Source organism: Amycolatopsis sp. NPDC051061 (assembly GCF_040682935.1).
Classification (GTDB): domain Bacteria; phylum Actinomycetota; class Actinomycetes; order Mycobacteriales; family Pseudonocardiaceae; genus Amycolatopsis.
Genome location: NZ_JBFBBZ010000004.1, coordinates 207,031 through 227,079, shown reverse-complemented (window position 1 = coordinate 227,079; position 20,049 = coordinate 207,031). Strand labels below are relative to the sequence as shown.

At 70.2% G+C, this 20,049-nt stretch carries 12 protein-coding genes; 8 read left to right on the top strand and 4 right to left on the bottom strand.

Translation table 11 applies throughout. The annotated features are described in order from the left end of the window. The first annotated feature begins 57 nt into the window (after positions 1–57). On the top strand, positions 58–3,936 hold the full coding sequence (locus AB0N03_RS07540; protein ID WP_364366897.1) for a carbohydrate-binding protein: 3,879 nt from the start codon (positions 58–60) through the stop codon (positions 3,934–3,936). Positions 3,937–3,993: 57 nt separating this feature from the next. Here AB0N03_RS07540 and AB0N03_RS07535 read toward each other — a convergent pair whose 3' ends face one another. Together AB0N03_RS07535 and xylA are read right to left on the bottom strand one after the other, a co-directional pair. Continuing rightward, positions 3,994–4,383, bottom strand: a complete 390-nt coding sequence (locus tag AB0N03_RS07535) for a VOC family protein (RefSeq protein WP_364366895.1) — start codon at positions 4,381–4,383, stop codon at positions 3,994–3,996. 49 nt (positions 4,384–4,432) lie between these two features. Then, complete coding sequence (xylA, locus tag AB0N03_RS07530) at positions 4,433–5,581, bottom strand: xylose isomerase (RefSeq protein ID WP_364366892.1); 1,149 nt, start codon at positions 5,579–5,581, stop codon at positions 4,433–4,435. 98 nt (positions 5,582–5,679) lie between these two features. Between xylA and AB0N03_RS07525 the strand changes: the two genes are divergently transcribed. Continuing rightward, positions 5,680–6,843, top strand: coding sequence for an ROK family transcriptional regulator (locus tag AB0N03_RS07525; protein WP_364366890.1), 1,164 nt, complete (start codon positions 5,680–5,682; stop codon positions 6,841–6,843). 61 nt (positions 6,844–6,904) lie between these two features. On the opposite strand, the gene AB0N03_RS07520 is transcribed toward AB0N03_RS07525, so the two are convergent. Both AB0N03_RS07520 and AB0N03_RS07515 read right to left on the bottom strand, forming a co-directional pair. After that, positions 6,905–7,978: a glycoside hydrolase family 99 protein gene (locus AB0N03_RS07520; RefSeq protein ID WP_364366887.1), complete on the bottom strand. Its 1,074-nt coding sequence runs from the start codon at positions 7,976–7,978 to the stop codon at positions 6,905–6,907. A gap of 169 nt (positions 7,979–8,147) precedes the next feature. Next, positions 8,148–11,381, bottom strand: coding sequence for a S8 family serine peptidase (locus tag AB0N03_RS07515; protein ID WP_364366884.1), 3,234 nt, complete (start codon positions 11,379–11,381; stop codon positions 8,148–8,150). A 252-nt stretch (positions 11,382–11,633) separates the two neighbouring features. Here AB0N03_RS07515 and AB0N03_RS07510 point away from each other — a divergent pair, with 252 nt between their 5' ends. The 6 genes from AB0N03_RS07510 (at position 11,634) to AB0N03_RS07485 (ending at position 20,028) form a co-directional block, all read left to right on the top strand. Next, complete coding sequence (locus tag AB0N03_RS07510; protein ID WP_364366881.1) at positions 11,634–12,248, top strand: TetR family transcriptional regulator; 615 nt, start codon at positions 11,634–11,636, stop codon at positions 12,246–12,248. A gap of 2 nt (positions 12,249–12,250) precedes the next feature. Next, entirely contained in the window at positions 12,251–13,159 is a 909-nt protein-coding gene (locus AB0N03_RS07505; protein ID WP_364366878.1) for an ABC transporter ATP-binding protein, read from the top strand. Continuing rightward, entirely contained in the window at positions 13,156–14,712 is a 1,557-nt protein-coding gene (locus AB0N03_RS07500; RefSeq protein ID WP_364366875.1) for an ABC transporter permease, read from the top strand. The genes AB0N03_RS07505 and AB0N03_RS07500 overlap by 4 nt, the downstream gene beginning before the upstream one ends. Before the next feature lie 282 nt (positions 14,713–14,994). Next, on the top strand, positions 14,995–16,446 hold the full coding sequence (locus tag AB0N03_RS07495) for an amidohydrolase family protein (RefSeq protein ID WP_364366873.1): 1,452 nt from the start codon (positions 14,995–14,997) through the stop codon (positions 16,444–16,446). A 211-nt stretch (positions 16,447–16,657) separates the two neighbouring features. Then, complete coding sequence (locus tag AB0N03_RS07490; RefSeq protein WP_364366870.1) at positions 16,658–17,518, top strand: hypothetical protein; 861 nt, start codon at positions 16,658–16,660, stop codon at positions 17,516–17,518. A gap of 176 nt (positions 17,519–17,694) precedes the next feature. Beyond that, positions 17,695–20,028, top strand: coding sequence for a GH92 family glycosyl hydrolase (locus tag AB0N03_RS07485; RefSeq protein ID WP_364366867.1), 2,334 nt, complete (start codon positions 17,695–17,697; stop codon positions 20,026–20,028). Positions 20,029–20,049: the final 21 nt, after the last annotated feature.

Sequence of the window (20,049 nt, the reverse complement as noted above, 5' to 3'; positions counted from 1 at the left end):
GAAACGGCTTCGGCCCATTCCGGGGCGAAGCACGCTCAAATCCAGGAAGGAACCAGCATGTCTCCGTCCCCACCGAAGTGGGCGAGGCTGTTCGGCGCCGCACTCTTGAGCGCCGGCCTCCTGCTCACCGTCGACACCCCGGCCCGCGCGGACATCCCGCCCGCGGACTACCAGCAGGTCGCCCTCGCCACCGGCGCGGCCGAGCTCGGCGAGGCGATGTCGCTCGCCGTGCTCCCGGACCGCTCGGTCGTGCACACCTCCCGCGACGGCACCGTCCGCGTCACCACCGCGGCCGGCGCGACCTCCGTCGCGGCCAAGCTGAACGTCTACACCCACGACGAAGAAGGCCTCCAGGGCGTCGCCGCCGACCCCGGCTTCGCCACCAACCGCTACGTCTGGCTGTACTTCTCACCGCGACTGTCCACACCGGACGGTGATGCGCCGACCGACGGCACCGAAGCCGACTTCGCGCCGTTCAAGGGCGAGCTGCACCTCTCGCGGTTCGTGCTGAAGACCGACAACACCCTCGACCTCGCCAGCGAGAAGGTCGTCCTGAAGGTCGCCAACGACCGCGGGCAGTGTTGCCACGTCGGCGGCGACATCGACTTCGACGCCGCCGGCAACCTCTACCTGACCACCGGCGACGACACCAACCCGTTCTCCTCGGACAGCTACTCGCCGATCGACGAACGGACCACGCGCAACCCGCAGTTCGACGCGCAGCGCTCGTCCGGCAACACGAACGACCTGCGCGGCAAGCTGCTGCGGATCCACCCGCAGGCCGACGGGACCTACACCGTCCCGTCGGGCAACCTCTTCGCGCCGGGCACCGCGAGCACCCGGCCGGAGATCTACGCGATGGGCTTCCGCAACCCGTTCCGGATGAGTGTCGACAAACCGACCGGCGTCGTCTACCTCGGCGACTACGGCCCGGACGCCGGCACCACGGACCCGAACCGCGGGCCGCAGGGCCAGGTCGAGTTCGACCGGATCACCGGCGCCGGCAACTTCGGCTGGCCGTACTGCACCGGCTCGAACACGACGACCGAGTCGTACAACCGCTTCACGTTCCCGAGCGGGCCGTCCGGGGCGAAGTACGACTGCGCGGGCGGGCCGACGAACTCCTCGTTCCGCAACACCGGGCTCGCCAAGCTGCCCGTGCCGAAGGCCGCGTGGATCAAGTACGCGGGCGACGAGGGTTCGCCGCCGGAGTTCGGCAGCGGCTCGGAGTCGCCGATGGGCGGGCCGGTCTACCGGTACGACGCCGCTTCGACGTCCACGGTCAAGTTCCCGCAGTCCCTCGACGGCAAGTTCTTCGCGGGTGAGTACGGGCGCAAGTGGATCAAGGCGGTGACCGTCAACGCCGACGGCACCCGCGGGACGATCGACAACTTCCCGTGGACGGGCACGCAGGTCATGGACATGGCGTTCGGCCCGGACGGCGCCCTGTACGTCCTCGACTACGGCACCGGCGACGACAACCAGGCGCTCTACCGGATCGAGTACCTCGCGGGCACCAACCGCAACCCGGTCGCGAAAGCCGCGTCCGACAAGACGTCCGGCCCGAACCCGCTGACCGTGAACTTCTCGTCCGCGGGCAGCAGTGATCCCGAAGGCGGGGCGCTGAGCTACCGCTGGGACTTCGGCGACGGGCAGACGTCGACGGCGGCGAACCCGGCGCACACCTACACCACCAACGGCACCTACTCGCCGACCCTCACGGTGTCCGATCCGGAGGGCCTGACCGGCACGGCGAGCTTGGTCGTCACGGTCGGCAACACCGCGCCTTCGGTCACGCTCGGCACCCCGATCGACGGTCAGCTGTTCTCCTTCGGGGACACCGTGCCGTTCCAGGTGACCGGCAGCGATCCCGAGGACGGGCCGCTGGACTGCTCGAAGGTCAAGGTCACCTACCTGCTCGGCCACGACAGCCACCAGCACCAGATCACCCAGGCGACCGGGTGCAGCGGCTCGATCGCCGTCCCGGTCGACGGTGAGCACGACGCCGCGGCGAACATCTTCGGCGTCTTCGACGCGCAGTACACCGACAACGGCGGGCTGACGTCGCACAGCGTCCGCAAGCTCCAGCCGCGGCACCGCCAGGGCGAGCACTTCTCGGCGCAGTCGGGGATCCAGCTCGCCGACCACGGCTCGGCCGAGGGCGGCCGGACGGTCGGGTACACCGACGACGGCGACTGGATCTCGTTCACGCCGTACGCACTGGGCAACGCGACGTCGATCAGCGCACGGGTGTCGTCGGCCGGCCCGGGTGGGACCCTGGAGGTGCGCGCGGGGTCGCCGACCGGAACGTTGCTCGGTTCCGTGGCCGTCGCGAGCACCGGGGACTGGGAGAACTTCCAGGACGTCACAGCGAACCTGACGAACCGGCCGGCCGCCGCGACGACGCTGTACCTCGTGTTCAAGGGCGTCACCGGGCAGGGCAACCTGTTCGACCTCGACGCGTTCACCTTCACCACCGCCACCCAGGCGGGCGCGGTCGAAGGCGAGTCGTTCACGTCCGGCTCGGGCGTCCAGGTCGCGCCGCACGCCTCGGCGAGCGGAGGCAACACCCTGGGCTACATCGAGAACGGTGACTGGGCCGGGTACGCGTCGGTGAGCACAGCGGGCGCACGGACCTTCACCGCGCGGGTGTCGTCGGCCGGTGCGGGCGGCACGATCGAGGTGCGCGCCGGCTCGGCCACCGGGACGCTGCTGGGCAGCGTGGCGGTGCCTTCGACCGGCGACTGGGAGGTCTTCCAGACCGTCACGACGACGGTGTCGAGCGGGTCCGGGCCGGTGTTCCTCGTGTTCCGCGGCGCTTCCGGTTCCCTCTTCGACATCGACACGTTTAGCCTGAGCGGCATGCCGACCCAGGTCGATCCCGCGTACGACGTGCTGGTGTTCTCCAAGACGGCCGGCTTCCGGCACGACGCGATCCCGGCCGGGATCCAGGCGATCCGGGAGCTGGGCACGGCTCAGGGGTTCGGGGTGACGGCGACCGAGGACGCGTCGGTGTTCACGCCTTCGGAGCTGGCCAAGTACCGGGCGGTCGTGTTCCTCTCGACCACCGGTGACGTCCTGGACGCCACCCAGCAGGCCGCGTTCGAGTCCTATGTGGAGAGCGGTGGCGGCTACCTCGGCGTCCACGCCGCGGCGGACACCGAGTACGACTGGCCGTGGTACGGGCAGCTGGTCGGTGCCTGGTTCAAGAGCCACCCGGCGATCCAGCCGGCCCGGTTCGTGACGGAGGACGGCACCCACCCGGCGACCGCGCACCTGCCGGCGGTCTGGACCCGGACCGACGAGCTGTACAACTACCGGACGAACCCGCGGGGGCAGGTGCACGTGCTGCAGACGCTGGACGAGTCCAGCTACACCGGCGGCGAGATGGGCGCCGACCACCCGATCACGTGGTGCCACCCGCAGGGGAGCGGCCGGGCGTTCTACACCGGCCTCGGCCACACGATCGAGTCGTACTCGGACACCGCGTTCCGGACCGAGCTGCTCGGCGGGATCCGGTACGCCGCCGGGGTCGTCGAGGCGGACTGCGGCGTCTCTTCGTCGTCCACAGTGGAGGGTGAGTCGTTCACGTCGGGGTCGGGCGTGCAGATCGCGCCGCACGCCCCGGCGAGCGGAGGCAACACCCTGGGCTACATCGAGAACGGTGACTGGGCCGGGTTCGCGTCGGTGAGCACGGCGGGCATCACGCGGTTCAGCGCGGTCGTGTCCTCGGCGGGCGCGGGCGGCACGATCGAAATCCGCGACGGCTCGGCGACCGGTGCCCTGCTGGGCACGGTCACCGTGCCGAACACCGGTAGCTGGGAGACGTTCCAGACGGTCTCGACGACCGTGTCACCCGGCTCGGGCCCGCTCCACCTGGTCTTCCGGGGCGGCGCGGGTTCCCTGTTCGACATCGACACGCTGACGGTGTCGTAAGTCCGTGAAGGCCTCCTTACCGGCTCTTATGGCCGGTAAGGAGGCCTTCACGGCGTTTCAGGGGGTCACTTCGGCGAGGCCGAGCATGTTGCCCTCGCTGTCGCGGAACCAGGCGGCGCGTTCGCCGCGGCCCTTGCTCGGGTAATTGCCGCGGATGTCCATGATCCCGTTCACCGCGCCCGCGTAGTCCTCGAAGACGACTCCGCGCGCTCGCAGCTCGGCGACCGCGGCTTCGACATCGTCGACGTAGAAGCCCATCTGCGTGAAGGAGCCGTCGGACGCGCCAGCGGAGGCGAACAGGCAGAAGACGCCTGACGCGCCTTCGTAGCGCAGGCCGCCTTCGCGCTCTTCGGCCGGCTCGAGCCCGAGTTTCTCCGAGTACCACCGGCGGGCTCGGTCCAGGTCCTGCGTCGGGATGCGGGCTTCGATCCGCGCGTCGCTCAGCATCACCCCAGGGTAGCGAGGCCGGGGGCTCCCGGCCTCGCCACCGGGGGCGCTACCGGACGCCGAGGAGGTGCTCCAGGGCCAGCTGGTTGAGGCGCGTGAAGTGGTAGCCGCGGGTCGCCGCCGCGTCGAGGTCGAAGTCGTCCTTCAGCAGGTCGTCGAACGACTCGCCCGGCGCCAGCGTCGGCGTCGAGAGGTCCGGGACGCGCGAGGCCGCCAGTGCCTCCGCGACCTCCGGGTCGGCGCGGAACGCCGCCGCCTTCTCCTTGAGGATCAGGTACGTCCGCATGTTCGCTGCCGCGGACACCCACACGTCCGACGGGTCCTCGGTGCGCAGCGGCTTGTAGTCGAAGTGCCGCGGGCCCTCGTAGCCGCCGTTCTCCAGCAGGTCGACGAGGAAGAACGCGCTCTTCACGTCGCCGTGGCCGAAGATCAGGTCCTGGTCGTACTTCGGGCCGTGCTGGCCGTTGAGGTCGATGTGGAACAGCTTGCCCTGCCACAGCGCCTGCGAGATGCCGTGCACGAAGTTGAGCCCGGCCATCTGCTCGTGCCCGACCTCCGGGTTGAGCCCGAACATCTCGGACCGCTCCAGCTGCGAGATGAAGCCCAGCGCGTGCCCGATGGTCGGCAGCAGGATGTCGCCGCGCGGCTCGTTCGGCTTGGGTTCGAGGGCGAACCGCAGCGAGTAGCCCTTCTCGACGACGTAGTCGGCGAGCAGGTCGAGGCCCTCCTTGTAGCGGGCCAGCGCCGCCCGAACGTCCTTCGCGGCGTCGGACTCGGCGCCTTCGCGGCCGCCCCAGACGACGTAGGTCTCCGCGCCCAGCTCGGCCGCCAGGTCGACGTTGCGGCGCACCTTCCGCAGCGCGTACCGCCGGACGTCGCGGTCGTTGCTGGTCAGGCCGCCGTCCTTGAACACCGGGTGGGTGAACAGGTTCGTCGTCGCCATCGGCACCTTGAGCCCGGTCTCGGCGAGCGCCTTGCGGAACGCCTCGATCGCCTTGTCGCGGTCGGGCTCGGTGGCCAGCAGGTCGTCGTCGTGGAACGTCACGCCGTAGGCGCCCAGCTCGGCCAGCCGGTGCACGCTCTCCACCGGGTCCAGCGGCGGCCGCGTCCCGACCCCGAACGGGTCGTTCGCGGGCCAGCCCACGGTCCAGAGGCCGAAGGTGAACTTGTCGGCCGGTTGGGGAGCGTAGTCGCTCATGACTGTCCCTTCATTTAGTTCGCGTTGTAGACTAAATATGCGCCGCGGCGGTCCCGGGCGTCAAGAGGCCGGTTAGAGTGCTTCGCAGGAGGGACGCGATGACCCAGGCCGTGCGGCACGACTCGATGCGCGCCCGCAACCTCGAGGTGGTGCTGGGCGCGGTCAGCCGCGGCGGCCCGCTGACTCGCGCCGCGCTCGCCGAGCGCACCGGCCTGACGAAGTCCACGGTTTCGAAGCTCGTCGGCGATCTCATCGACGCCGGCTTGCTGGCCGAGACCGGACCCGCGCGGGCGGGCGAACGCGGCCGGCCGGGGGTGGACGTCGTGCTGAGCGGGGCGCGCGTGGCGTCGCTGGGGCTCGAGATCAACGTCGACTACCTCGCGGTGCGCGTGCTCGATCTCACCGGCGGGGTCCGCTTCGCCGCGCGCCGCGAGCGCGACAACCGCGGCTCACGGCCGAAGAAGGTCCTGTCCGAGCTGCAGGCGCTCGCGTCGCAGGCGCTGACCGAAACGCACCGGCTCGGGCTGGAGGTCGCGGGCGCGGTGCTGGCGGTGTCCGGCCCGGTCGGCGACGGCGTGCTGTTCAGTGCTCCCCACCTCGGCTGGCAGGACGTCCGCCCGGCCGAACTCCTGCGGCTGCCGATTCCGGTCGAGCTGGACAACGAGGCGAACCTCGCGGCCCTGGGCGAGCTCTGGTACGGCGACGGCGAGCGCGACTTCCTCTACGTGTCGGGCGAAGTCGGCATCGGCGCGGGCCTGGTGGTGAACGGCGCGCTGTTTTCGGGCGCGCGCGGGCTGGCCGGCGAGCTGGGCCACGTCGTCGTGGCGCCGGACGGACCGCCGTGCCGGTGTGGTGGGAGCGGGTGCTTGGAGACGTTCGCCGGGCAGGAGGCGTTGCTGGCCGCGGGAAAAGCGTCGTCCGTGCCCGCGATCCTGACCGCGCTCACCCGAGGCGACCGGGCGGCGCTGGCGGCGTGCGCGGCGGCCGGACGCGCCCTCGGTATCGCGCTGACGTCGGCGGTGAACCTCCTCGACCTCGACCGCATCGTGCTGGGCGGGGTGTTCACGCAGCTGTACCCGTGGCTGTCCGGGCCGGTGTCGGAGGTGCTGTCGGCGCGGCTCGGCGGGCTCCGGGGCGCGCCGCCGGTGCTGTCGGCGTCACGTCTGGGCGGCGACGCCGCGACGTTGGGCGCGGCCGGCCGGGTGGTGCACCGGGTGCTGGCCGATCCGGCGCCGTTCCTGACGCGGGTTCAGGAGGCGTAGGCGGCGCGACCCGATGTCATGAACGACTCGTTCAGGTCGTCGGGCGCGATGAACGAGTCGTTCATCGCACGGGACCGGACACCATCCCCCACGCGGAAGCGGCGTTGCCCGCCGCCAAACTCACCGAAGGCCCGGCGAGCCGGGAAGTCCAGTAACGCGTCCGGTCGAGGTAAGCGGTCTCCGAAGCCGCGCCCGAAGCCCCATATGCGCCGGCGAAAGTCTCGTACACCGGCGAAGGCGGCGCCGAGCGAGCCGGTTCGATGACCGACCCCTCGTGCCACTCGTTGAACGACGTCACCGAAACCCAGTCCGCCTGCGTGGACAGCGCGTTCTGCCACTCGCGGTCGTAGGTCGCGCCGTTGTCTCGGGACAACGTCGGTGTCGTGTTGCCCGGCACCGCGCGGTCGTCGACGTACCCCGGCCCGACCGACGGTGCCCACACCAGACCGTTCGCCTCGCAGTACGCGCCCGCTTCGCGCCAGCCCGGCGCCGTCGCCCCGGCGATCGCGTCGTAGGTGTACATCCCGCCGAAGTGGGCGACCTTGCTAGTGTCGGTCGTCTGTGCCAGCACGATCGCCGACGACCGCACCTGATCGAGGGGCGTCCAGTCGGTGATGCGCAGGCTTTCGAACACGTAGAACGCCCCGCGGCCGCCCTCGCGGTAGAAGGCCGGGCTCGAGCCGTAGCGCCCTTGGAGGTAGCCGATGTCCGAGACCGTCGACTCCGCCGTCCGCCCGCTGTAGGGCTCGAGGTGCCACGCGACCTCGATGCCGTGCCGGGCCGCGGCTTCCAGCACGCCGGCCGCCAGACCGTCCTCATAGGACCCCTGGCCCCACCAGCTGTAGACGATCACCCCGGCACCGGACTGCTCGATCCACCGCATGTGCTGCTCGACGGCCCCGCCGAAGTCGCCGGAGTCGTATGGGCCCAGCACCGGGTAGAAGTTCGCGCCGATGTCGTCCGGTGGTGTGTGCCCGCCTTGCTGCCAGTGCCGGTAAGCGCCGGAACTGTTGCCGTACCACGGATAGTAGAACAGGTGGGTGCGGGTCGAGAGCGCCGCCGCGGCGTGCGCGATACCCGGCAAAGTCGCGGCCAGCAGGAGAAGAGCGGCGAACAACGTCGAAATCCGTCGCATGCGGAGCCCTTCGGTGGGTGCGGAGTGTTCCAGACCATACGGACGCTTCCCGAACGAGGGCAAGAGTTCACCGGACATGCGCAAACTTGCGTCGGAAACCCACCAGGAAACCCGCCGGGAAAACGAAAACCGCCCCGGTGCGACCCGGGGCGGTTTCCGTTGAGCGGGATTAGCTCACGGAGTTGACCAGCACCAGCGAGGAGCCGACCGTGACACCCGTGTCGGTCTGCACGGTCAGCTGACCGCGCAGGACCCGGCCCGGCCCCGGGGCGGCCGTGGCCGTCACGGTCGCCGGCACGGTCCACGAGCTACCGGACGCCCGCACCGCGTTCGCGTCGGTCACCGCGACCGAACCGAACGCCGGGTTGGTGAACACGTCGAGGTAGTCGAACTGCGTCGAGCCGCTCGGCACGGCGTACCCGTCGACCAGCGCGATCCAGACGCCCGCCGCCGGGTTGGCGATGGTCACCGACTCCTCGGAGTCGCCGTCCGCGCTCTGGCCCGCCAGCACGCACGACCCGGTCGTGCAGTTGTAGACCGCCAGGTCCAGGTCCGCGCCCACATCGGACGTCTTGCCGATGGTGGCCGTCAGCGACGTCGAACCCGGCGCCACCGGGATCTGGTACTGCTGCTGCGCCCCGTCGGCGATCGTCGGCCGCGAGATCTTCGCGCTGCCCAGCGTGGCGCCGTTCAGCTTGCCGGTGAACGCGCCGAGCGTGTTCGTCACGGTGTACGAACGCGCGACCGGCTGGCCGAGCGTGGCCGAAGCGATCGTGTCGGGGTTGGGCGCGATGGTCGTGCCCAGCACCGAAGCCGACAGCTTGTACGCCGCATTGTCCACATCGGACGTCCGGCGCGCTTCGACGACGATCTCCCACACGCCCGGGAGCGGGTTGGCGATGGTCCGGCTGGTCGGCGTGCCACCCGGGCAGCCCGCACCCGCGTCGGGCAGGTAGCAGTACGTCGTCGACGTGCTCGCCTCGGCCGGCACGCCGGTCGGGTCGTAGCGCAGGAAGCGCACCTGGCCCTTGCCCGGGGCGCCGGCGCCCGCGTCCAAGTCCACCTTCAGCGCGCTGGCACCCTGCGGCACCCGCACGAAGTAGCTGGTCGCCTGGTTGCGGGCGATCTTGCCGGAGACGTCGACCTGGTAACCCTCGGCCGCGGTGAACTCCTGCGGCGCGAAGACCGTGTTGAGCGTCTGCACGTCGATGCCGATGGTCAGCGGGTTGTCCAGGTACAGCAGCGCCGAGTGGACGCCCGCGTTCTTCGGGTTCACCTTGACGTCGAACTTCACCGGCGTGTTCAGCGGCAACACCACCGTCGATGCCGAGGCGAACGTCCCGTCATTGCCGGTCCACCGCGCGAAGTACGGCACCGGCTTCGCCGAGCCCGTCGTGCGGGTGATCGTGTACGTGCGGGTGTAGGCCTTGCCCGTGGTCACGCCCTCGCGGTCGTGGATGCCCACGCCGGTGTTCGGAGTGGCCAGCAGGCCCGACTGCACGGTGTGCACCTCGACCGACGTCGAGACGGCGTCCGGCTTCGGGTTGAGCGACAGCGCGACGAACGCGGCGGGGACGTTGAACAGGCCCGCGCCCTGGGCGTACGCGCCGATGCCCGGCACGAACCGCGCGGTCGACTTGATGGCCGCGCGCAGCTGCGCGACCGGCGGCCGCTGGCCCTTGTGCGTCGCCTTGTACGCGCTCACCAGCAAGGCCGCCGCGCCGGTCGCCTGCGGCGCCGCCATCGACGTGCCCTGCAGCATCGCGTAACCCGCGGGCAGGGTGTACGTGCCGGCCACCGGGCCCGGCGCCTCCCAGCGCGGGGTGGTCGAGATCGCCGCGCCGGGCGCGACGATGTCCGGCTTGAAGCCGCCGTCCTCACGCGGGCCGCGCGAGGAGAACGGGTGCATGGACTCGGCGTTCTGCGTCTTCGAGCCGTAGTCCGCGAGCCAGGTCTCCTTGGTGATGTACGAGCCGACCGAGATCGCGTCCGTGGCCACCGACGGGTCGCCGACGGTGTTCGCCCCGGCGCCGCTGTTGCCGGCCGAGATGAAGATCTGGACGTTGTACTCGGCGATCGTGCGGTTGTAGAGCTCCGCGCGGGCGTTGTTGCCGTCGTTGAGGGCCGGCAGGCCGCCGATCGAGATGTTGATGACGTCGGCGCCGTGGCTGGCCGCGTAGACGACGCCGTCGATCAGGCCGGACGAGGTGCAGGCGCTGCCGGTGAGGCAGACCTTGACCGCCAGGACCTTCGCGCCCGGGGCCGCGCCGTCCATCTTGCCGCCGAACAGGTCGTTGCCGGTGGCGATGCCCGCGACGTGCGAGCCGTGCTCGGCGCCGGCGATGCCGATGCCGACGAAGCCCGGCTTGTCGGTCTGGACCACGAAGGCCATCCGCTCGGCGATGTCGGTCGCCGGGTTGTCGGTGCCGAAGAAGCCGACGTCGTACTTCTTGTTGTAGTCGGTCATCGGCTTCTCGTCGGCGAAGTCGCCGTTGCCGTTGAGGTCGACGCGGACCTCTTTGGTCACGCTGTCCTGCAGCACGCCCCAGGAGTCGGCGCGGTCGCCGTCGCGGTTGACGTCACCGCCGGTCTCGCTGTCCGCGGCGCCCAGGTCGCCGGCGGTCTCGGTGAAGAGGCCGAACGTGTACGGGCCACCGGTCGCCGGGGCCGTCCAGCTCTTGCCGTTGGAAGTGAAGGTGCCGGTGTAGGTCTGGGTGGACTGCGTGACCCAGGTGCCGTCACCGGAGTTGGTGGCGTTGGCGTTGTACCAGTCGACGATCTTGCGCTCGCCGTGGCTGGTCTTGGCCAGCGCGGGGGTGTCGAGGTCGACGCCGGAGTCCAGCACGGCGACCGTGGCGTCCTTGCCGTCCCAGTTGGGCAGGACCTGGCCGAACTGCGCCGCGTAGGTGTCGCCGGTGGGCAGGTACGGATTGACGCGCGGGGTGTTCTTGCCCGGCGCGGGCTGCGGCGACGGGTCCTGCGCGCCGTCGGGCTTCGGGTCGTCGCGGTAGACGAGGCCGTCGACGTCGACGGCGTTGACCGACTTGAGCTTCGCGGCCTTCTCGGCCTTGCCGGTCGGGATGCTGACCTTGACGTAGTCGAGCTTGGTGTCGGTGGCCTGGACGACGCCGCCGAGCGCCTTGAGCTCGTTCACGGCGGCGCCGGTCTGGCCCTTCTCCGCCGCGATCAGCAGCGTGACGTCGGGCTTTCCGGCCTTCTCGGCCTCGGCGACGAGGGCGCGGTCGTGCTCGTCGAGGGTCTTGCCGTCGGCGGCGCCGGCGGTCGGCGGGGCCTGCTGGGCGGACGCCACGGGGACGGCGATGCCGAGGACGGATGCGCCGAGTGCGGTGGCGAGGACGGTGATCCCGGCCCGCCGTCTCCAGCGCGGTCTGTGCTGTGTCACTGAAACGACCCTTCACGAAGAGATGCGTCCGACAAGTAGACGTCCGAGAAGTACACAACGTGAGATCTTCGTCAGCAATCAGGCGGTTAGCCCATCAACCGCAATTGGTTGCGAGCCGAATGGCCTAATCGGATGCCCGGTTAGGAGGCCACCGGATGTGACGCGTGGCCGTAAGACGTCCACCCTTGCTATATGGCCGTATAGGCGGCTACATTGTCGTGTAGTCGACTACACGCACGTATAGGACCGCTCATGACCACGGAAGACTTCACGGCGAGGGCCCGGATCCGCGACGCGGCGATCAAGCTGTTCACCGAACGCGGCATGGAGAAGACGTCGATCCTCGACATCGCCGAGGCCGCGGGGGTGTCCGGCGGCCTGATCCGCCACCACTTCGGCTCCAAGGACGGCCTGCGCGAGGCGTGCGACACCTACGTCTTCGACGAGCTGCTGAAGTTCAAGGAGGAGGTGCTGGCGAAGGGCGTCGCGAACCCGGGGTTCCTCCCGACGTTCGACGCCCGCCAGCTGCTCTTCCGCCGGTACATGGGCCGGGCCATGCTCGACGGCTCCGCGGCCGCCGAGGCGCAGTTCACCGAGATCGTCGACGGCACCGAGCGCTACTTCCGCGAGCAGGGCATGGACATGCCCGACCCGCGGGGCGTCGCCGCCGCGCTCGCCGCGATGACCGGCGGGCTGATGATCCTGCAGGACCACATCGCCCGCGCGCTCGGCGAGGAGCCGGGCACGCACGAGGCGATGCTGCGGATGTCGATGGCCGCCGGGCACCTGTTCATGAACCCGCTCGCCAACGCCGAAGTCCTCGAAAAGGCCCGCGAAGCGCTGGCCGCCTACGAACGAAAGGAATGACGATGGCCGAAGCGATCACCGCCGACGGCCTCACCAAGGCGTTCGGTTCCGCGAAAGCCCTCGACGGGCTCGACCTGACCGTCCACACCGGCGAGGTGCACGGCTTCCTCGGGCCGAACGGCGCCGGCAAGACCACCACGATCCGCGTCCTGCTGGGGCTGATGCGGGCCGACGGCGGCCGCGCCACCCTGCTCGGCGGGAACCCCTGGACCGACGCCACCGAACTGCACAAGCGGCTCGCGTACGTCCCGGGCGACGTCACGCTCTGGCCCAACCTCACCGGCGGCGAGGTCATCGACCTGCTCGGCCGGCTGCGCGGGGGCCTCGACACCGCCCGCCGCGCCGAGCTCGTCGAGCGCTTCGACCTCGACCCGCGCAAGAAGGGCCGGACGTACTCGAAGGGCAACCGGCAGAAGGTCGCGCTCGTCGCGGCGCTCGCGTCCGATGTGGAGCTGCTGGTGCTCGACGAGCCGACGTCCGGGCTCGACCCGCTGATGGAGGAAGTGTTCCGGCAGGTCATCGAGGAGGAGCGGGAGCGCGGCGACCGGACCGTGCTGCTGTCCTCGCACATCCTGTCCGAGGTCGAAGCGCTCTGCGACCGCGTCACGATCATCCGGTCCGGGCGCACCGTCGAGTCGGGCACCCTGGACGAGCTGCGGCACCTGGGCCGGATCACGATCGACGCTTCGCTCGCGCGGGTGCCGGACGGTCTGTCGGCGCTGCCGGGGGTGCACGACCTGAGCACGTACGGCTCGCACGTCCACCTGTCGGTCGACCAGTCTTCGCTCGACGACCTGATGCGGCACCTCGCCGAAGCCGGGCTGAAGAGCCTGGTGAGCCGGCCGCCGACGCTCGAAGAGCTGTTCCTGCGCCACTACCGCCACGACGAGCCGGTCGGAGCGGCGCGATGACCGGGACCTGGTCGTTGCTGCGGCTGGTGCTGCGCCGCGACCGGCTGCTGATGCCGCTGTGGATCGTCTGCCTGGCGATCGCGCCGATGGGCTACCTGTCGTCGATCAAGGCGGCCTACCCGGATGCGGCGTCGCGGCAGCACTTCTACGACCTGAACGCTTCGAGCGCGACGTTCGTCGTCCGCAACGGCCCGCTGTACGGGTCGTCGGTGGGCGAGCTGCTCGCGTGGCAGTGCGGGTTCGTCCCGGTCGTCGTCGGGTTGATCGCGCTGCTGACGGTCGTCCGGCACACCCGGACCGAGGAGGAGGCGGGGCGCCGGGAGCTGACCGGCGCGACCGTCGTCGGGCGGCACGCCGGGCTGGCGGCCGCGGTGATCGCGACCTGCGTCGCCTGTCTCGGGTACGGGCTGCTGGTCGGGCTCGGCGTCGCCGCTCAGGGCGTTCCGGCGGCGGGAGCGTTCGCGCTGGGGCTCGGGTTTTCGTTGATGGGCTGGGTGTTCGCCGGTGTCGGTGCGGTCGCCGCGCAGCTCACGTGGGGTGCGAGCGGCGCGCGCGGGATCGGGATCGGCGTGCTGGTCCTGGCGTTCCTGCTGCGGGCGGCGGGGGACAGCAGCGGTTCGGCGGGCTGGGTGGCGTGGCTGTCGCCGATCGGCTGGGCGCATCGGATGCGGCCGTTCGCGGGGGAGCAGTGGTGGGTGCTCTTCTTGGCTGTCGTCGCGAGCGGCTTGCTCGTGGTCTTGGCGGTCGCGTTGTCCGCGCGGCGTGACCTCGGCGCGGCGCTGTTCCCGGCCCGGCTGGGGCGGGCGACGGCGAAGGCGTCGCTGCGGTCGCCGCTGGCGCTGGCCTGGCGGCTGCAGCGGGGGACGCTGCTGGTCTGGACCGTCTGCCTGGCGCTGGTCGGGCTGCTGATGGGCGGGGTCGGCAAGAACGTCGCGGAGACGATCCGCGACAACAAGGCCGTCGCGGACGTGTTTTCGCGCCTCGGCGGCGGAGGCGCGGTAACGGACGCGTTCCTGGCCGGGACGATGACGTTGTTCGGCTTGGCGGCGGCGGGTTACGCGGTGCAGGCGACGCTGAAGCTGCGTGCGGAAGAGGCGGCCGGGCGGGCGGAACCGCTGCTGGCGACGGCGGTCGGCCGGGTCGGCTGGGCGCTCGCGCACCTGACGTTCGCGCTGCTGGGCTCGGCGTTCTTGCTGGCGGTGACCGGTCTCGCCACCGGCGCGGCGTACGGCACTTCACTGGTCCCGGCGGCGCTGGCGCAGTTGCCGGCGGTGTGGGTGCTGGCCGGCTTGGCGGCCTTGCTGGTCGGCTTCCTGCCGCGTTTCGCCGCGGCGGCCTGGGGCCTGCTGGGCGCGTTCCTGCTGTTGTCGCTGGTGGGGACGGCGTTGCAGTGGAACGACGTGGTGCTGGGGATCTCGCCGTTCGCGCACCTGGCGCGACTGCCGGGCGGGACGTTCTCGGTGGCGCCGGTGATCTGGCTGGTGGCGATCGCCTTGGTGGCCGGTGCGGGTGGCCTGGCGGCGTTGCGAAGGCGTGACATGCCAGTGGGCTGACAGCGAGACGTGACCACCGCGGGCGTCCGGGGGTTCGACCCCCGGGGCACGCCGCGGGGCGAGGCCCGGTGCGCGCGTTCCGCGCACCGGCCTCGCCCCGAGACTCGCGTGGCAACCGAGGGAGTCGAACCCTGCGCGGCTTATGAGGGCGGCGCCCATGGACCGGCCCTGACCCTTCGGCGGGCGACGGCTGCCATCTCCTACAACGGTAGCCAATACCCATCTCATTCCCATCTCACTCTGTGCTTCACCCGGACGGGCCCGGCTGGCAGGGTGGTCCGCATGGATGATCTACTCCTGCGCCGCGTGCGGCCGGGGCTCGGCGGGGAGCTCGCGGACGTCCGGGTCAACGACGGCCGCGTCACGGCGATCACCGAGCCGGGTTCGGCCGGGTTCGCGGCGCGGGTCGTCGACGGGCACGGCGGCACGCTGCTGCCGGGGCTGGTCGACGCGCACGTCCACCTGGTGCAGTGGGCGACGTCCCGCCGCCGGATCCCCCTCGACGCGGCGCGCTCGGCGGGGGAGGCGGTCGAGCTGCTGCTGGCGCACCTGCTGGCGACGCCGTCACAGTCGGAGGAACTGGTCGTGGGCGCGGGGTTCCGCGACGCGCTCTGGCCGGACCGGCCGCACAAGGACCTGCTGCAGCGGGCGCTGCCGGGGCGGGCGGTGGCGTTGTTCAGCGCGGACCTGCACACCCTGTGGCTGAGCCCGGCGGCGCTGAAGCTGATCGGCCGCGGCGACCACCCGACGGGCGTGCTGCTGGAGAACGACTGCATGAGCGCGACGGCCCAGCTCCCGACGGCGGCGATCGACGTCCAGGACGCGTGGGTGGCGGAAGCGGTGTCCGCGGCGGCGGCGCGGGGCGTGACGCAGATCGTCGACTACGAGTACGCGGACACGGTGGCGGACTGGACACGTCGTGGTGCCCCGGCCGTCCGGATTTCGTGCGTGATCGCTCGGTTCCTGCTGGACCAGACGATCGAGCGCGGCCACCGCACGGGCGACGTGCTGCCGGATTCGGACGGGTTGCTGACGGTGGGCCCGTTCAAGCTCTTCGTGGACGGCTCGCTGAACACCCGGACGGCTTATTGCCACGATCCTTACCCGGGTGGCGACTCGCCGGGACTGCTGGAGTTGCCGCCGTCTTCTTTGGTTCCCTTGATGGAGAGGGCTTTCTCGCACGGCTTGCTCCCGGCGGTGCACGCGATCGGCGACCAGGCGAACACGATCGCGTTGGACGCTTTCGGTTCGGTCGGCTGTCCCGGGCGGATCGAGCACGCGCAGTTGCTTTCTTCAGCTGATGTCTCGCGTTTCGCTTCGCTGGGCGTGATCGCGGCGGTCCAGCCGGCGCATCAGCCGGATGATCGTGACGTCGCCGACCGGCATTGGCACGGGCGGACGTCGCGGGCGTTCCCGTATCGGTCGTTGCTGGAGTCGGGCGCTCGGCTGGAGTTCGGGTCGGACGCGCCGGTGGCCCCGCTGGACCCGTGGGACGGAATCGCGTCAGCGGTCTCCCGCACCGACGACGACCGGCCGGCTTGGCACCCGGAGCAGGCAATTTCGCTGCCGGACGCCCTGGCGGCGTCTTCGGGAGGGCGGCGGAGAGTTTCGGTGGGGGATGTGGCGGACTTGATGGTGACGGCGGCGGACCCGTCGACGTTATCCGCGAGGGACCTGCGGGCGCTCCCGGTGACGGCGACGATCCTCGGTGGGCACGTCACCCACCAGATCTGAGCATGGTCAACTGGCCGGGGGTCCTGCGAAAGGTGGATTTCGGTCGAAAACGTAGCCAACGGACCGTTCGCGCTTTGCCACGTCAAGTTTTGTCGGACGTCGTGATCATCCTCGACGTATGTTTCGAGGAACTTGGACCAGACATCCACTCGTCACGGGCCACCCACACGGTCCGGACGTCGTACGCGTATCCGAGCTCGAAGAGATCGGGATGCCTCGCAGCAGTGTCTATCGGCGATGCCTGCCCGGCGGGCCATGGCGACGGCTGCTGCCCGGCGTGATCCTGCTGCGGGCAGCGGAACCGACCGACGAGCAGAGGCTGAAAGCAGGCCTCCTGCGCGGGGGTGAGCGCGCCATGATCACCGGTCTGTGGGCGTTGCGTCGCCACGGTTTGCAGCAGGTGCCGGAGCCGGGCGACGTTCACCTGCTCGTACCGCACGAACGCGAGGTGACCAGTGCCGGGTTCGCCGTTGTGGAGCGCACCACCAGACTGCCGATAGCCGTGGTTCGAGGTGACATGCCGATCGCACCCGTGTACCGCGCGGTGCTGGACGGAGCGCGGAGAATCCGCGATTTCGACACTGTGCAGGCGATGCTCGCGGAAGCTGTACAGCGACGGAGGTGCACCGCCGAGCAACTCGATCGTGAGCTGAACAGGGGTAGTCAGCGAGGCTCTGCCATTCCGCGCAGAGCGTTGCAGGCACTCCTCGGCGGTGCCGAGTCGGTCGCCGAAGCGGATGCGTGGGAAATCTGGAAGTATTCCGGCTTGCCTCCCGCCGAATGGAACGTGGGTGTCTTCGATCGGCAAGGCGTCTTCATTTCGAAGCCGGACGCTTGGTGCGAAGACGTCGCGTTCGCGTGGGAGATCGACTCGCGCAGCTATCACGAGGGAGGCGACCACTATGCGGCAACCCTGGCGCGTAACGCGCGGTACTCGGCTGCCGGAGTCGTCTACCTGCAGACACTGCCGAGCCGCCTCCGGACCGAACCCGCCAAGGTGATCAGTGAGCTCCGCGATACGTACGCCGCGGCTGCCGCCCGCCCGAAGCCATTGGTCACCTGCCGGCCTTGAGCCCCGAGCGCCCCAAAGCGGCCTTGGTTGCGTCAGACGCACCGAAGGCCGCCTTGGGTGCGTTGAACGCAACCAAGGCCACATTGGGCCGCTGGCGACCTTGGGGGCTTGATTTGTCCACCGGACAACGGAAAAGATCACCCCGGATATGTGACAACGTTGTCAGGAGGAGCCGGATGAGAACGCGGACGCGCGTCCTTGCCACCCTGCTCGCGGGAGCCACCACGATGGCCCTCGCGACCCCAGCCGAAGCCCGCAACGGGCCGAAATTCGCCGATGACCCCACCACCCTCGTCGACACCTCGATCGGGAACAACGGGGACGGCACCACCTTCCCGGGCGCCACCACCCCCTTCGGGATGGTGCAGCTCAGCCCGGACACCCAGCTCAAGAAGTACGCGTCCTACGACTACGCGCAGGACACCACCCTCGGCTTCAGCCACACCCACCTCTCCGGCGTCGGCTGCCAGACGATGGGCAACTTCCGGTTCATGCCCACCAGCGGCGCCGTCACCAGCAGCGACCCCGCGCAGTACGGCGCCAAGTTCAGCCACGCCAACGAAACCCGCCAACCCGGCTACTACGGCGTCAAGCTCGACAACGGCATCGAAGCCGAGCTGACCGCCACCCAGCGCACCGGCCAGCACCGCTACACCTTTCCTGACAACGCGAGCGAGAACGTCCTCATCGAGGTCGGCGAGAGCAACGGCTACACCTACGCCGGCGACGTCCACGTCGTCGGGGACGACACCGTCGAAGGCTGGCTGCAAGGCGGAAACTTCTGCTGGGAGACCCAGAAAGAGCGCTACAAGGTCTTCTTCTCGGCCAAGTTCGACCGCAAGTTCACCGGCTTCGGCACCTGGACCGACAACAAGCTCACCCCGAACCAGCGCGACGCCACGCTCGGCAGCCAGCGCACCGGTGCCTGGCTCACCTTCGGCACCGACAAGAGCCAGGTCGGCGCCTCCGTCGGGCTCTCCTACACCTCGATCGACGGCGCCCGGCTCAACCGCGGGACCGAGCAGCCCAGGTCGTTCGACAAAGCGAAAAGCCAGGCCCACGACACCTGGAAGGACGAGCTGAACCGCATGCGCGTCGCCGGGGGGACGACCGCCGACCAGCGGACCTACTACAGCGCGCTGTACCGGTCGCTGCTGCACCCGTCCGTCGGGTCCGATGTGGACGGTTCCTACCGCGGCTTCGACGACAAAGTGCACCGAAGCCGGGACACGTACTACCAGATGTTCTCGCTCTGGGACACCTACCGCTCGCAGAACCAGCTGGTCGCGCTGCTGCACCCGGACAAGGCCGCGGACATGACCAAGTCCGTCCTCAAGATCTACCAGGACGGCGGCTGGGTGCCGCGCTGGGCGCTCGCCGGCGGCGAGACGAACGTGATGAGCGGCGACCCCGTCACGCCCTGGGTCGTCGACAACTACCGCCGCGGCATCCTCGACGATCGCACCGCACGACAGCTCTTCGACGCGCTGTGGCGCAACGCCAACGAGGTACCCACGGATCAGTCCGTCTTCCGCGGCCGCGACGGCAACCCGTCCTACGTCGAGAACGGCTGGATCGGCTACCAGGACCTGCCCGGCTACACCTACGGCGACACCCGCCAGGCCGGTTCGGCGACCCTCGAGTACGCCCTCGCCGACTGTGCGCTGTCCACCATGGCGCAAGGGCTCGGGTACCGGGACAAGGCCAAGACCCTCCAGGCCCGCTGTGGGAACTTCACAAAACTGTGGGACACCAGCGTCGAGTCCCACGGCTTCACCGGCTTCCCGCGCACGAAGGCCGCGGACGGCACCGGCGTCGGCGACCCCGACCCGGCCAAGTCCACCGGCTTCCACGAGGGCACGCCCTGGCAGTACCAGTGGCTGGCCCAGCAGGACACCGCGAAACTGTTCGGCCTGATGGGCGGCCCGGCGCAGGCGGAAAAGCGGCTCGACACCTTCTTCGACATGCCGCTGCTGCTGAGCGATCCGGCGAAGGCCGCCGCGGACTCCTGGGTCCACGGCGCGTACGACTACCACAACAACTTCGCCTTCAACCCGAACAACGAGCCCGACCTGCACGCGCCCTGGATGTACACCTGGACCGGCGCGCCGTGGAAGACGTCGGCCGTGCTGCGCGCGGCGCGGACGCTCTTCACCGACACGCCCTACGGCATGCCCGGCAACGACGACCTCGGCACCATCTCGTCGTGGCTCGTCTTCGGTATGACCGGCGTCTTCGAAGCCCAGCCCGGCTCCGGGACGTACCTGCTCAGCACGCCGATGTTCGAGAAGGTCGAGATCCACCCGGCCGGCGGCCGCAAGATCGAGATCGAGGCGCCCGGCGCGAGCGCGGCGAAGCTGCAGTACACAAAGGACGTCCAGGTCGGACACCGCGGCTACGACCGCAGCTGGATCTCCCACGCGGACCTGCTCCGCGCGGGCAAGATCCAGTTCCGCCTGAGCGACACCCCCACGAGCTGGGGGACGAAGTCGGCGCCGCCGGCGATGTGATGGCGCGGTGGCCTCCCCCGA